13 protein-coding genes are annotated in these 15,778 nt (G+C 34.0%); all 13 read right to left on the reverse strand.

Features of this window, described 5'->3' with window-relative positions:
- Window positions 1-133 precede the first annotated feature (133 nt).
- From Q4Q35_RS14260 to Q4Q35_RS14320, 13 genes are read right to left on the reverse strand one after another with little or no spacing between them, the layout of a single operon-like run.
- Window positions 134-994, reverse strand: a complete 861-nt coding sequence (locus Q4Q35_RS14260; RefSeq protein ID WP_303278663.1) for a hypothetical protein — start codon at window positions 992-994, stop codon at window positions 134-136.
- Between the two features lie 44 nt (window positions 995-1,038).
- Window positions 1,039-2,280, reverse strand: a complete 1,242-nt coding sequence (locus tag Q4Q35_RS14265) for a cation:proton antiporter (RefSeq protein ID WP_303278664.1) — start codon at window positions 2,278-2,280, stop codon at window positions 1,039-1,041.
- A complete protein-coding gene (locus Q4Q35_RS14270; RefSeq protein WP_303278665.1) occupies window positions 2,281-2,946 on the reverse strand; it encodes an ion channel in 666 nt (221 codons plus the stop codon).
- Window positions 2,947-3,966: a S1C family serine protease gene (locus Q4Q35_RS14275; protein WP_303278666.1), complete on the reverse strand. Its 1,020-nt coding sequence runs from the start codon at window positions 3,964-3,966 to the stop codon at window positions 2,947-2,949.
- Window positions 3,956-5,143, reverse strand: coding sequence for an NAD(P)-dependent malic enzyme (locus Q4Q35_RS14280; RefSeq protein WP_303278667.1), 1,188 nt, complete (start codon window positions 5,141-5,143; stop codon window positions 3,956-3,958). Before Q4Q35_RS14280 ends, Q4Q35_RS14275 begins: the two co-directional genes overlap by 11 nt.
- The gene (locus Q4Q35_RS14285; protein WP_303278669.1) at window positions 5,143-5,526 is read right to left on the reverse strand and encodes a YHS domain-containing (seleno)protein; all 384 of its coding nucleotides are present in this window, start codon (window positions 5,524-5,526) and stop codon (window positions 5,143-5,145) included. The genes Q4Q35_RS14280 and Q4Q35_RS14285 overlap by 1 nt, the downstream gene beginning before the upstream one ends.
- A 19-nt stretch (window positions 5,527-5,545) precedes the next feature.
- A complete protein-coding gene (locus Q4Q35_RS14290; protein WP_303278670.1) occupies window positions 5,546-7,495 on the reverse strand; it encodes a thiamine pyrophosphate-binding protein in 1,950 nt (649 codons plus the stop codon).
- A 7-nt stretch (window positions 7,496-7,502) separates the two neighbouring features.
- Window positions 7,503-8,360 (reverse strand): sulfite exporter TauE/SafE family protein, encoded by an 858-nt coding sequence (locus Q4Q35_RS14295; RefSeq protein ID WP_303278671.1) that lies wholly within the window; start codon window positions 8,358-8,360, stop codon window positions 7,503-7,505.
- Between the two features lie 15 nt (window positions 8,361-8,375).
- Window positions 8,376-9,782, reverse strand: a complete 1,407-nt coding sequence (locus Q4Q35_RS14300) for an FAD-dependent oxidoreductase (RefSeq protein ID WP_303278673.1) — start codon at window positions 9,780-9,782, stop codon at window positions 8,376-8,378.
- 6 nt (window positions 9,783-9,788) lie between these two features.
- Window positions 9,789-11,399, reverse strand: coding sequence for a glutamate synthase-related protein (locus Q4Q35_RS14305; protein WP_303278674.1), 1,611 nt, complete (start codon window positions 11,397-11,399; stop codon window positions 9,789-9,791).
- Window positions 11,400-11,426: 27 nt separating this feature from the next.
- Window positions 11,427-14,957 (reverse strand): bifunctional metallophosphoesterase/BamA family protein, encoded by a 3,531-nt coding sequence (locus tag Q4Q35_RS14310; RefSeq protein ID WP_303278675.1) that lies wholly within the window; start codon window positions 14,955-14,957, stop codon window positions 11,427-11,429.
- Window positions 14,954-15,331 (reverse strand): hypothetical protein, encoded by a 378-nt coding sequence (locus Q4Q35_RS14315; RefSeq protein WP_303278676.1) that lies wholly within the window; start codon window positions 15,329-15,331, stop codon window positions 14,954-14,956. The genes Q4Q35_RS14310 and Q4Q35_RS14315 overlap by 4 nt, the downstream gene beginning before the upstream one ends.
- Window positions 15,331-15,600, reverse strand: coding sequence for a hypothetical protein (locus tag Q4Q35_RS14320; RefSeq protein ID WP_303278677.1), 270 nt, complete (start codon window positions 15,598-15,600; stop codon window positions 15,331-15,333). Before Q4Q35_RS14320 ends, Q4Q35_RS14315 begins: the two co-directional genes overlap by 1 nt.
- Between the last annotated feature and the right edge of the window lie 178 nt (window positions 15,601-15,778).

Genomic DNA, 15,778 nt, shown 5'->3' on the forward strand with positions numbered 1-15,778 from the left:
TAGAGGTATTTCGCTGGTTTCATTTTGACCTAAAAAGGTCAAAAACCGAAATTCTGTATTTAGATTCCCGTTTTCACGGGAATGACAATTTCAACGGAAACCCCGAGGCAGAGCCTCGAGGAATTCTTTTCGATTAAATTCGAAAAATCCCTCCAACTGCAATAATGCGTTCTAGAAATAGAAAATTCTGAGATGCTCTGTCTTCGATAGATTCTGTTGTTCTTATATCTTTCATATTAATATAACCTCCTTTAAGTTCTGCTTGTACAAAAAAATATTTCAAAAAAGTTAAATTCAAACCTCCTTTTAATGATAAGCCATAACCTGAAATATGGAAATCATCATGTCTCTTTTTCCCTAATAGAGTTGCGTTTGTTTTTGGGTAAAGTAAGCCCCCAGATATTCCTTCGGTTAAATTAATCTGTATAATGTCTGTATTCCGAATTCTAAATATCTTTGAAAGGTCATCCATTCTGGCAATTTCAATGTTTATGTAATTAAGCCCATCGGTATGTTCAAATTCCAAAAAGTTTTCTGTTAAAAAGATGGGGACATCATTGTACACGCCATTAAAAGTTGCTCCTGTTTCAGTATCTGGTAAATTTATTGAACCTGAAATGTTTGCCCTCTGATTTTTGGTTACTACATATTTCATGTGGTCAACTCCAATAGATACATTATAATGATTCGTAAAAAAATAGCCCAACCTAAAATTAGTTTGAGGAATTGTCATTCGGAATGGATTAATATAATCTATATGATACCCTTTAGGTTTGTCGTGGGCAACCATATTATTTAATGTGAAGTTATAATCTTTACCCTTAAATGTTATGTCTGTCTTAGAAAAATAACCTCGGTTCCCTCCCCAATAAAGAAATATCTTTCCTTTATTGGTAGATGTATATTTAACTTGATCTAAATTCGTTTGCTGACCGTAGGTTTGATTTAAAAAGAGACTTATATATAGTGTTACTAAAATTAATTTTTTAATCATAAATAGTTTATTCGAGGTATTGGTATTTCTGCTATTAGGGTCTTTTATTTATAGAGTTTTTTTACAAACGTTCCTATACTTAAACCTTGTACAATAATTGAAAATATTACAATGATATATGTTATGTGTAGTATTAATTCTCCAGAAAGAGCTTTGTTCAAACTTAAGGCTAGCGCAATGGAAATGCCTCCACGTAATCCTCCCCAAGTTAAAATAGCAACAGTCTTAATAGGCTTTTTCTCTTCGTGCTTTAATAATGAATACGGTAAAAACACAGAAATAAACCGTGCTAGCATCACAATTAAAATAGCTAGTAGACCTAACAAAATATAAGTTGAATTAAAATTTAATAAGTGAATGGCAAGTCCTATAAGGACAAATAAAATGCCGTTAAAAATATCATCTAAAATTTCCCAAAAAGAATTGATGGCTTTTTGTACAGGGTTTTCATCTTTATTGATGTGTACTTTATTTCCAATTAACAAGCCTGCAACAACCATCGCTAATGGTGCCGATATATGCAACATAAATGCGCCTGCTGTTCCACCCATAACTACAGCAAGGCTTATCATTACTGCTAATTGTGGGTTTTCTTTTAATGACTGAATACATTTTAATCCTAGAAATCCAATGGCTAACCCATAGAGTAATCCGCCTATAGCTTCTTCTAAAAATAACATGCCTATTTCTGCTCCAATCTCTGCGGTACTATGTTCTCCTGTTGCAGTTGCAATTAATAAAACTCCTGAAAAAACAACAACTCCAATACCATCGTTAAATAAGGATTCACCTTCAATTTTAATACCTAAGCTTTTAGAAATATTTGCTTCTTTTAAAATGGCCATAACAGCAATTGGATCTGTTGGTGATATTAAAGCACCAAATAAAAGTGCATGTAGAAAGGGTAATTCTAAACCAATCAATTGTGCTGCAAAAAAGACTAGCCCACCAACCAAGAATGTAGATATTAGGACACCTAAGGTCGCAAATAATAGAATTGACTTCTTCTCTTTTGCTAGTGCTGCCAGATTAACGTGCAATGCTCCTGCAAAAAGTAGAAAACTTAAAATACCATCTAGTAATAGTGTTTTAAAATCTGCGTTAATTATAATATCACAAAAGAAGGTGTAAAATTCTGGAAATACTGTCTTACTTAGTGTAATAGGAATAATCAAGATTAAACTTAAAATCATTAAACCAATGGTAGTTGGTAATTTTAACCACTTATAATTGACATAATTAAAAAGAGCCGCAATGGTAAATATGATACTGAAAGATTCGAACATTTATTTAGATTTAACGTTAATATACTTGCCTACAAATACACCAATAACAATGGCTAGATAAAATTGACCTATAATATTCATAACAAGGGTAAGGGATTGTGCTGAAGTTGTTACTGGAGTAATATCTCCATAACCAACAGTTGTAATACTTATAAAACTGAAATAATAGAAACTATAACCAGAGAAACCTTCTATTAATTGAAATGAATTTGAATCGAAGTAATGAATAGCTTCAAATAGAATACCTCCAATAATTCCCAAGTAAAGAAAACCTAATAAGGGACCTAGGATAAACTGGAGGTTAACCTTTTTTATTTTTAATAACTGCCTAATAAGAATGATACAAAAACAAGCAAACAGTAAAAAAGAAAATACTAATCTGCAAATTAAGATTGATCGAGAATTCGTGTTAGAAAATTCTAACCAAATAGCTAATAATGTTAGAAAACCTATGATATATGTAATAAGTTTTGCTCTTTTTTTAGAAGCAATTAATGCGCTACTTAAAATAACCAAAGTATAATTTATAACTATAATATAAGCAGGGTTAGAACTATTTATGGCTATATGAATTGGTGTCAATAAAAAATTGAACGTAGCCGTTAGCGCTATTAAATACTTATATTTAGTAACTTTTTTCCAATTACTTATTAATTGTAATCCCATTTATTTTGAAAAATTGGCTTCAAGAGCTATTACCTTCCCTTTTCTTAAAACTTCAATAAGTACTTTGTCACCAACTTTGAGACTTTCTATCTGTTTTTTAATAGTACCCAAATCGTGAGGTGCGTTACAGCTTAAACCTTGAATGCTTAATATAATATCGCCTCCTAGCCATATTTTTTGACCTAATATTTCTCCTTGAATAACTCCAGGTTTTATACCTATTTTATCAGCAAATGAATTAGGAGTTACACGTTGTATTAAAACTCCAGATTTTTGGGGTGTATTAAAAACCCCTGCTAACCCTTCACTTAAAAAAACACCGTCAAATCCTGTCCAAAAACTGTTTACGTCAAACAAAACTTTTTTTGTGGTATCAATATCTACTGCAAATCCTAAACCTTCAAACCCTCCGCTATTCGATAAAATAAAACTCACGATACCAATAAGTTCTCCATGCATATTAAACATGGGTCCTCCAGAATTTCCTTGGTTTATAGAAGCATCTGTTTGTAAAAAACCTGCCATTTCACCATTAGAAATAACATTTTTTTTCATCTTACGACTTATATATCCCACAGACAATGAGTGTTCAAGTCCCAGAGGTGCGCCAATAATAAGTATCTGCTCTCCAATTTTTGAAGTACTAGAATTTCCTATTGTTGCAGGTTTTAAACTTATTGGTACTGTCCTTAATTTAAGAAGTGCTACGTCTGCAACCGTAGAACTTGATAATACATCTGCTGTGAATGTTGCTCCACTTTGAAGTTTTACAGAAACTTCATTTGCAGATTCGACAACGTGAGCTGCTGTAAGAATAAATCCTTCTTTATTAATGATAACACCTGAGCCTAAGCCACCAGAAGTTGTTAGTTTTTGGTCTTTAACCTTATATTCTATAACTTCTATGGTTACAACTGATGGATCAAGTTGTTTAAATAAAGTCGACATGTCTTGTGCATTAAAAGCTGTAGTAACACACAACAACAATAAATACCCTATGTTTTTAATTTTATTTATCATAATTCTTATATGCTTGCTTTACAGCATCTGCAACCTTTGAAGCAATTTCTTTGTTTAAACTTTTTGGTATAATATGTTCCCTGTCTGGCTGCATCACACAATCTGCAATAGCATAAGCCGCTGCAATTTTCATTTTAGGTGTTATACGTTTCGCTCTGCAATCTAGTGCACCTCTAAAAATACCAGGAAAAGCTAATACATTGTTTACTTGATTAGGATAATCGCTACGTCCTGTTGCAATAATTGCGGCACCTCCTTTTAAGGCTTCTTCTGGCATAATTTCAGGGTCAGGGTTTGCTAATGCAAAAATAACGGGGTTTTCAGCCATCGTTTCAATATCTTCTGCCGTTAAAATATTAGCAACGCTTACACCGATAAAGACATCTGCGCCTTTAATAGCATCCTTAAGGGTTCCTTCAACATTTTCTGGATTCGAATAGTTAAGCAATTCAATTTTGACCGGATTTAAATTGGTTCTGTTTTTATGAATAATACCTTTGCTATCGCATACTAATACTTGCTTTACAGGAATACAAACATTAGGGTCTATACTTATACAACGCAATAAACGCGATATCGCAATTCCTGCTGCACCAGCACCGTTAATGACTACTTTTAAATCTGAAAGATTTTTTCCTAATACTTTACAACTATTTAAAATTCCAGCTAGAGCAACTATTGCTGTTCCGTGTTGGTCGTCATGAAATACAGGGATTCCAATATCTTGCAAAGCAGTTTCAACTTCAAAACTACGAGGTGCCGAAATATCTTCTAAATTTACTCCTCCAAATACTGGTGCAATCCGTTTTACCGTTTCAATAATTTCTGAAGCAACTGTAGTATTTAAACAAATAGGAAATGCATCAACATTTGCAAATTTCTTAAATAACATGGCTTTTCCTTCCATAACTGGAATAGCTGCCTCTGGGCCAATATTTCCTAGACCTAACACTGCGGTTCCATCTGAAACCACAGCGATTGTATTACCTTTTATAGTAAGGTCGTAGGCTAGAGTAACGTCGTCGGCAATTGCTAAGCAAGGTGCGGCAACTCCCGGCGAATATACACGAGAAAGATCGTCTGTAGTATGTACCTCTATCTTAGATACTACTTCAATTTTTCCTTTATGTTTTTTATGAAGTTCTAGGGATTCTTTATTAAAATCGTGCTGAGCCATTATGCATTCATTTTAGCCCAAGCTGTATCTGCTAAAGCTCTTAATTCTTCTGGTTTTTTAACCCATTGCCTTTTAGCATCAATAATTCCGAAAAGCATTCTAGTGAAAAAGTATAATTTCCCATCACGAACTTCCCAACTTTTAGGATTTGGATTAACTTCTTTCTCTTCAGACATCGCTATGGCGCAAAAACCTCCATATTGTGGTGTATAGGCTTCTGGAGATTTTTCAAACTCTTCTTTATCTTCTAGTGAAGCAAAAAGATACTTTGCATCATTGTATGTTGAAGTGTACGCTTCGTTTCCTTTTTTAGGGCTTCCGTTGAAAAAGGATACAACATCATATCCTTGTGCTGCTATTCCGTTTTTTAAATTTTGTTTCATTAGGTTTTATTTTTAAGTGTTATATTAAATTTACATCTGTAATGACCTCTAAAAGTGCAGGTCCATTATGTTCGCTAAGTTTTTGCATAGCTGGGATTAAGTCTTCCAACTTTTCTACACGAATGCCTAGTGCACCACAGTTTTCTGCATATTTAGCGAAGCTTGGATTTGTTAATGAAGTTTGCCATACGTCTACTTCTGCTGCACGTTGTTCTTTTGATATTTTTCCGAGTTCAGAATTGTTTAAGACAATATGTTTAATATTCATATTGTATTTAACTAGCGTATTTATTTCGGCCAAATACTGCCCCAATCCAGCATCTCCAGATACAGACCAAATAGGTCTTTTATCGCCTTCTGCTGCCCAAGCTCCCATGGCCGCTGGTAAAGCAAAACCAATGGACCCTAGATAACCAGACATCAATACTGCCTGATTTTTTGGCTCAAAATACCTTCCAAAAGAATAGGTGTTATTACCCACATCTACAGCTATTACTGCATTTTCTGGCGTAACCTTATTCATGGCATCAAAAACAGCGATTGAACTCAAAGCACTTCCACAATCTTTAAGACGGCTTTCTTTTTCTTCTTTCCAATATTGCCATCTATCTGCTATTTCTTTTCGTTGACTTGTCGTATTTGTGTTTCCTTTTGTTTGTTCTGTTAATAGCACCAAAGTTTCTGATATTTCTCCCCAAAGAGCCACATCAACTTTGTGATGCTTACTCAATGCCATGGGGTCAAAATCTACTTGAATAATTGGTTTTTTAGGTGTTATACCAGTATGGTTAGAAAAAGAAGCTCCAAATACTAGCAATAAATCACATTCATTCATAAACCAAGAAGCTATTGGTGTACCACTTCTTCCTAGTACACCACAGCCTAATGGGTGATTATCTGCTATTAATCCTTTTCCTTTAAAGGTTGTAATTACCGGGCAATCTAAAGTTTCTGCATAAGCGATAATCGCATCCATTTGAAAACGTGCACCATGACCTACAATAATAACGGGTCTTTTTGAAGCTTTAAGCAAATCAACTGCTTTTTGCGTCATCTCTTTTGGTGGTGAAATATTGAAAGGTGTAATTCTATTCTCAGGTGTTTGAGGTTTAGAGTTTTCAGGCTTTTTTGTGAAAGCAACTTCGTCTGGAAATGTTAGGTGAACAACATCTCTTTTTATCAAAGCTGTCTTTACAGCAAGTGACATAAGTTCACTATGATTAGAATTTAAATGCACCGCATGATTGAATTCTGAAACGCTATCAAAGGCATTGACTAAATCTACTTCTTGGAATGCTCCAGTACCAATAACTTGGGTGTTTACTTGTCCTGAAAGTGCTAACAAAGGTGCTCTATCTACCTTGGCATCCCACATGCCTGTATACATATTAGTAGCACCTGGACCTGCTATACCAAAACAGGCTGCGGGTTTACCTGTTAATTTTGCATAGCCCGATGCAGCAAACGCAGCAGCACCTTCGTGTCTAATTCCAAAAAACTGTAGTTTTCCTTTTTCTTCTTGTCTTCTCATAGCATCTGCAACAGCAAGATTACTATGACCTACCATTCCAAAAACAGTATTTACACCCCAATTTACCATGGTTTCAATCATAACATCTGAAATGGTATCTTCATGAGGTGCTTCTTCTGTAAGTCCAACATATATCGCATCCCCTTCTTCTTTTACTTCAAATGTTTTGATACTATCGTCGTGGTCTCCTGGTGATTGTCCATTGCATGGGTCAAAATCCCAACCGTGCCATGGGCAACGCAGCATGCCATTTTCAATAGACCCTTCGCCTAGTGGCCCACCTTGATGTGGACACGCATTATCTAATGCCGAGAATTTTCCTTTATAATGTGTTAGGCAAATACCTTGGTGACCAGCGGTTACCGTTTTTACACGTCCTTCTGGTAACGTTTTTCTATTATCTAAAACTTTATACCACTTTTTATTTTCTGAGCTCATAATCTTTTTAAATTAATGTGTATAACATAAAAGCACCAACTACTATAAATAGGATAGAAATACCTACTTTCATCTTATCTGCTGGTATCACTTTTTGTAATTTAGGGCCTACTTGACCACCTATAATAACTCCCGGAATTGTAAATATGATTAAATTAAGAACTTGGTTCATGACTTCGCCGCCTTCTTGAGCAAACTCATAAAAATGACCTACAGAAGCAACTAAAACTGTAATAACCACCACAAAAATGGATGTTGCTACTGCTACTCGCGTTGGTACTTTGCATTTTGCTACTAAATGATATTCTTGTAATTCTGCAAGTCCAACGGAAATCATACCTAAAAAAGCACCACCAATGGCTGCAAACATTCTCCCCATATTTTTATTACATACGGTGTAGTTATAGACATTACCATCTGAGTCTGTTAAAGTGCTTTCATAGGTGGTTTCAAACTCCTTTTTATGAGCTGCTTCTAATTTTTCTTTTTCTTCTTCGCGCCAAGACACATAGAGTTGGTAGCCTATAAATATAATTCCAATACCAAATATGGCTTTGAGTATTAAAGGCGGCACCAGATCTCCATATACAGTTCCTAAAATGGCAAAGGGGACGGAAATGAGTAACAAGTTTAACCCCAATTTAAAGTCAATTAACTTGGCTTTCCAATACGCCATTAAACCAGAGCTAAAGCCAAATAACTCGGTAGCTAATGCTGTACCTATCGCAATTTTAGGGTCAAGTCCTAAACCTATCATAAACAAAGGTGAAAAAAATACAGCGCCACCTATTCCTGATGACATAGCTATTGTCGCAATTGCTATTGATATTGGTAATAAGTACCAAAACTCCATTGTTAATTCCATAATATTTATGTTTAATTATTTAAAAAACTGACGTACGCCGTAGCTTGCTAATACACCTTCTCCTGTTGCTGCTGCTACTTGTGCTATGGCTCCTTCTCTACAATCTCCTGCTGCGAAAACACCTTTTATGTTCGTTTCTCCTAAACCTGTTGTCGTTATAAAACCTCGTTCGTTTAGGTCTATTAAGCCTTTTACGTTGTCTGTATTTGGGATAAGACCTATAAAAATGAATGACCCATCGGCATATAGTTCTGTTTCTTCATTTGTAATACTGTCTTTTAGTTGTAAGCCTTTAAAATTATCGTTCTCATCTTTTATAAAGGCTACGGACTCTTTATTCATATGCACTTCAATATTTTTAATTGAAGGCAGTTTTTCTATATAAGTTTCTGAAGCACTAAAGGCATCTCCACGGTTTACTATGATTACTTTTTTACAAAAGGAAGCCAGAAAAATACCTTCTTCTAATGCACTATTTCCTCCACCAACTACAATAACTTCTCTGTCTCTATAAAATGCACCATCACAGGTAGCGCAAAAATGAATTCCTGCACCTATTAATGCTTCTTCATTAGGGATTCCTAATTTTCTATAGGTAGAACCTAAAGCTAAAACCACCGTTTTACTTTGATATGCTCCCATATTAGTATCTACAGAAAAAATACCACCTTCTTTTTTAAGTGATTTTACACTAACGCCTGTTTCTATTTTTGCTCCATACGTTTTTGCTTGTTCTGCCATTCTTTGGGTAAGCTCTGGACCGGATATGGTTGTAAAACCAGGGTAATTTTCTATCTTTTCTGTTAAGAACGCATTACCGCCTATGTTCTTTTTTTCGAGAATAAGCGAATTAAACCGGTCTCGTTGGATATAAATTGATGCTGTTAATCCAGCTGCTCCTGCACCTACTACTATGGAATCGTAAACTGTTTTTTTGGATTCTTGACCTATGTTTAAAACAGTTTTTAAAATGGCATTATCTGGGTTTGTATAACTTTTATCTCCAATAAAAATGGTCGGAATAATACGTTTTCCATTATTAATTTCTTCTACTTTTTGAGCAGCCCAAGAGTGTTTGTCAACTTCTATATATTGAAAGTTAATATGATTATCTTGTAGATAGCTTTTTGCGCGCTGACAATCTGGACACCAATCTGCGCCATATAAAATCACTCTTCCTTGAGCATTAATCCCTAGTATGTTTGCTAATTCATTATTATCTGGATTAGTTAATGGTTTTTCACCAATAATAATGGTTGGTATGATACGTTTACCATTATTGATACTTTCTACACGAGCTGTTGCATCTTTATCTAAATCGACATCAATAAAATTGAAATCAATGTCGTTCTCTTTTAAATATGCTTTAGCTCTTTGACAATCTGGACACCAATCGGCACCATATAAATCTATTGTATTCATGGTCATCTATTTTAATCCTGCGTAATTAATTCCTGTTAGATAATGTATATCTCTGTTATATGTTGAAAGGTCGTCGTGATTAAATTTCGTTACATCGTCATAACCACAAGAACGTGCTACAACTCGTATTAAATCGTTTGTGGCTTCAAAGTAATTTTGTAATTGTTTTGCGGAAGTATCTATAATTATTCTACTTCGTAAAGATTCCTTTTGCGTTGCTATACCTACTGGGCAGTTGTTGGTTCCACAAGCACGCATACCTAAACAACCTATAGCTTGTAATGCAGAATTAGAAACTGCAATAGCATCTGCGCCTAACATCATAGCTTTTGCAAAATCTTCGGCAACACGTAAACCTCCTGTAATTACTAGGGTTACATTTGTAGCTCCTACTTTATCCATATATTTTCTAGCTCTGGCTAATGCAGGAATTGTTGGTACATTAATATGGTCTCTTAAAATGGTAGGCGCAGAACCTGTTCCGCCACCACGACCATCTAGAATAATATAATCTACGCCTACATCTAACGCAAACTGAATATCTTTTTCAATATGACTTGCTGCTATCTTAAATCCTATTGGAATTCCTCCTGTACGGTCTCTTACTTTATCAGCAAATATTTTAAAGTCTTCAACGGTATGAAAATTTGGATTTGCTGCCGGTGAAATAGCTGTTTCTCCTTCTTTTAATCCTCTTACTTCTGCTATTTCTTTACTTACTTTATTTCCTGGTAAGTGGCCTCCTGTTCCTGTTTTTGCGCCTTGACCTCCTTTAAAATGAAAGGCTTGTACGTTATCTAATTTGTCCCAAGAGAAACCAAATTGAGCCGAAGCTAACTCATAAAAATATTTTGAATTATTAGCTTGTTCTTCTGGTAGCATGCCCCCTTCGCCTGAACAAATTCCTGTGCCTGCTAATTGTGCGCCTTTTGATAAAGCTATTTTTGCTTCACGCGATAATGCACCAAAACTCATATCACTTACAAACAAAGGCATATCTAATTCTAATGGCTTTTTTGCATTTGGTCCAATAACAACTTTGGTAGCCACTTCTTCGTTATCTAATAAAGGTCTTGATGCTAATTGCGCTGGTAAAAATTGAATATCATTCCATTTTGGAAGTGTATTTCTATCGACTCCCATTGATGCTGAAAACCCATGGTGTCCTATGTTTTTCAGTCCATTTTGTGCTAATTCTTTTATATAACCGGTATAAGGTTCTGTCTCTTCTGGATGTGTATCTGCATAGGCTCCTAAATACGCATCGCGATTAAATGGTTGTGGATGGTTTTCTAAATATGCGTCTATTTCAAAAGCATCAACCAGTAAATTATCGCCTTCTATCTTGGTAGAAAATTTATGTAAAACCTCTTTATTGTTGTATTCTGAAACTCCGGAATCTACTCTATAATCCCATCCATGTACGCCACAAATAAGGTTATGACCATCTACATGTCCATCAGACATTAATGCACCTCTGTGAAGGCATCTTCCGTACAGCACAGATATATCATCGTCAAATTTTACGATAACTAAATCCAATCCATTTACCAGTGCGTGTTCTGGTTGTTTGTTTTTTAATGTACTTACTTGCGCAATTACTGTTGGTTTTTTCATGATTTATTTCAATTTCTTGTTTTATATTTAAAAGGAGAAACCAAGTATAAAGGAGATTATGCCTCCATCTGCACTTGAATAATATCCTGCATTTAAAGTGAATGTTTCCAAACCACTAATCCAAAAGGAACCTCCTATACTATTATGCCACTTATCTGATGCATCGTTTTCTAACCATACTCTTCCATAATCAAAACCTCCAGTTATACCATATTTTGTTGGAATAATACCGCTATTAAAATCACCTATTTTAAGTCTTATATCTGTACTCTGAAATGTTGAATATTTACCAATAAAACGTTCTTTTCTATATCCTCGAAGATTTTTACCTCCTCCTAATTGTGCAGCGTGATATAACTCAAAATCATTTCCAAGAATGGCTTCTCCTCCTATTTTTGTAGCAAATACAAGGCTAGCACTTTTATTTAATTTATGGTTTATAGCTATATGCGGTTTTATATAACCAAAGGCATTGTTTTTATTAGCTCCATCTATGGCTGCTTTATACCCAACGGTAATACCAGCATCTAAGCCCATTGTTGGATAGGCAATATCATTTTTATTTTTAAAAGTGTAATTTATTTCACTGCCTAAATACGTTTGCTTATCGAAGAGTGTTGCATCTGCAGGTAACGTATTTATGAACCTATCTGATGCGTTTTCAACTTCAAAAGATTCTATTAAAGGCTTAAAATAAAAAGAACCTCCATGTCTTCCATTCCATATTAATGAAATGGCAGCACTCAATTCTCTTATACTTACTCTATTAAAATCAAGGTCTACATCGTCTTTATTATAGGTGGTTTCATTACCAAAACCAAAGAAATTTTGTGCAAAATTCGGACTGGTATATTTAGCTTCTACTCCAAAATTCCAATGGTGAAAAATATTCGAAAACTCTCCTGCATAAGACAAGTCATAACCAGAATTACCCGTATAATATGCGGCACTAATGCTATGTTTATATGTAAATTCATTTCGTTGAAGTCCGAAGTATGAAAAATTATTTAGGGCTCCAATTTTCACGCCATCATCGGGGTTTAGTCCCAATAAAGGCAGTACTTGACTAAAACTATGTTTTACCTTTTTATGGTCGTAATTGTTAATGCCATAATCATCTACCAACCACTTTTTAGATTTTTTATTTACGATTGTATTTTCTTTACTCTTATAATCATAGAGTTTTACTTTTTTAGTGTTTTTAAAATCGTACGTATCGTTTTTCTTTCCACCAACTATTCTAATTTTAATAAGGTCATTTCCTTCACCGTCTACAACAAAAGTATCTTTTCCATCCAAACCATAAACCCATATTTCTTTGGTAATATCATGAGAAAATGTTCTATTTAAAAGCCCAATATCTTTGCGGTCTATTTTTATTGAAGTCTCGCCATTGGGAAGACGTGTTATAGTGAATTTATCAGATTTTTGAGTCCCTACAACTACTTCGAATTTATTTAAATATTCATAATACTCTTTTGCTATTTTTATTAAATTAGCACGTCTTCCTTTGAGCTTTTCTTTTATATCTGTAATTACCTCTCCTCTTATTTCTGGAGGAAAAGCTTCAAAAGCTTTTTCTATAACTGAATCCTTCAGGTTATCTTGGATATATTGCGCTTGTTTTTCCCATTCATCCCAACCAGAGGCATTAACTAGCATTAAATCTAAATGATATGGTGAGGAAGCTAACCACTTAACACTCCTAATGTCTTCATCGTAGGACTGCATTTTACGTAGCGCTGGTACGGCACGTGTTAAAAAGGAAATTAGAGCTCCATCATATTTCGAAAATGCCTGGTCTCTATCTCTAGGGATAGGTTTGCAATATGATGTTCCGTTTTCATCATCAAAAAAGGCCCAACGCCATTGGTCTTCGTGTCTGTCCCAATCTCCCAAAAGCATATCAAAAAGTCTTGCTTTGATATATGAAGGTTCATCGACAACTGATTTTCCTGTTTTATGAATTTCCTGCAACACGTCTGCGGTACTAAGTATTTTTGTTGGGTTTCCAAAACTATTTAAACCAACCTGTGTACTTCCTACATGTTCTTCAATCATATATAATTCGTCTCCAAAATCTTCATTAAATACGCCTAATGTTTTTTGCTTAGGAATATAATATAATACAGGATTCGTGTGATTAACTCCTACTGCGCTTGATAGTGTACCAATTGCAAATGGACCGTAAGGGTTGGATGTTGTATAAAAATCGGATAAAAACTTATCAATAGCTGTATCGTCAAGTGAGTTTGCTATATAAGCATGAGGAAAAACATTTGCTTGAAGAAATTTAGTAGTACTCTTTTTTATAGCTCGCATTACAAATTGCTTTCCGTTCTTATCTTCTAACCTAAGTGATTTTGATTGTTGACCACCTCCTCTTTTTATAGGAGAAAGCCCTCCCATTAATGTGTCTAATAAAACTACTGGGGCTTCTACATCTGTTCCATAAAACGGTCTATAATGTTTTCCCCAAAGTGTTTTGTAAAAACCACTTTTATTGATGGCTTCTTTTGTATAGACTGAAGCTGATTGTGTTTTTGGGAATTCATCTTTAAAGGTATAGTTTGTTCCTTTATTATTTTCTTGTCCTTTTAGAATATTGGACTTAAAAACCTCATTAGATATGCCATTTTTCACAGTATAATATTTTACATGTACTGCTCCTGTATTATTAATTTCTAACTTTGCAAACCCTCTTTCTGCCAACCCAAAATCTACTTCACTAACATTAGTAACATTTCTAGTTTCTCCAACAGCACCACTTATAATTTGTGGCACTCCATTATTTATGTATTGTAAATTTTTATCTTTCCCCGATATAAAAATGATATTATCTGCGGCTTGACCAATCGTTTTTAATCTGTTTCTAAGTTTTCTATATTTCTTATTTTGAAAATCTTGTGGATTAATTCCTCCAACGTTACTTAACAAACCTTGTTTCGTATTTGTTTCAACTGGATGGTGTAATGCTACTAGAATTATTTTACCATGTGCTTTCTTAATTCTATTTTCAAATTCTAAAAAGAATAAGGTTCTGTTTTTAATATCACTATCATCATTTATATAAGTATCGGTATCCCAATCTTCTAAAAACCATTGTGTATCTACAGTAATAAGGACTATGTTTTCTGATATGTCTTTATGTTTTATGGCTTCGCCATCATCTGGATAAAATTTTGAATCACTATTTTTTTGAATATATTTTTCAATAGATTGAACGCCTTTATGCCCATTAATTATCCATTCATTTTTTCCTGGCATAAAGAATGTCTCACCAGCAAATGAAGATAGCTTATCAAGTTGATGCGTTATGCTTTTTTCGAAATCTTTGTTTTGAGCTTCTGTATTAACTGAGTTACCTAACAATAATAATATTGGATTATCAGCTTTTTTAGAATCATTGATAATTTCTAACAACACATCCGTTTTATCTGTTGTACCTGTATTACCAATTAAATAAATTGTTTTATCAATTTTCTGCCCTAAAACAATGGAACTCATTAACAAGAAAAAACATATAATATTCTTTTTAAAGCTTTTTAAAATATTCATAATTTGGTTGGTTTTTGGTGGTATATTTTTAGTAGAATTAAGCTACTAAACAGTATTAAAGAATAGTAACACATTGGTGTGCCTGAAGTGGTTTTTGGGCATTCAGCATGTCCAGTAAATTGCATAATAGAAGCTACTAATGCTATACTGCTTGCTAATCCTGTAAATAAAAAATATAAGATATTCCATTTCTTAAAAAGGTGTGCTATGAATGGTATAAGAAAACAGATTAGAATAACTAGACACATTGGTATATGCATTATTTTGGGGCAACCTTCGCCTGTCTTAAATTCTTCGGTTACTAAACCTCCTGCTCCAAATAACCCTATAATTAGGATAATAAGAATGACATAATATGTGAATGTTTTAAGCATTATTTTTTGTTTACAATGACGCAAGTAGGACATTCTGTTCCTGTAACTGTACTCTTAAGTTTAATACCCTTGAGGTGTGTTACTATAAAATCCTGTACAAATGCATAATTAGCACTGTGATTGTTAACACTTATTTGCGCGTCTTTATGTTTTTCTCTTATTAGGTTATCGTATTCTTGGTGTCCCCAACAATTTGGACAATAGCCTTTAGATAATTCCTTAATTTCTTCTTGCTTATTCTGTCCGAATAATTGTTTAATAAAATTCATTCTTTTAGTTGTTTTTAATTCTTTGGTTTCTATATCAGTTTCTGAAATAATCTTTGTTTTTTCAGTATATTTTATTTTAAATAAAGGCGAAATAATTCCCCCATCACATAATATAAATACTATGTAATTTCATTACCAACAGGCAAGTTACTGTCTAATCTTAATTGGGGAAAGCTTT

Origin of the sequence: Flavivirga aquimarina (genome assembly GCF_030540835.1) — a bacterium.
GTDB lineage: Bacteria > Bacteroidota > Bacteroidia > Flavobacteriales > Flavobacteriaceae > Flavivirga > Flavivirga aquimarina.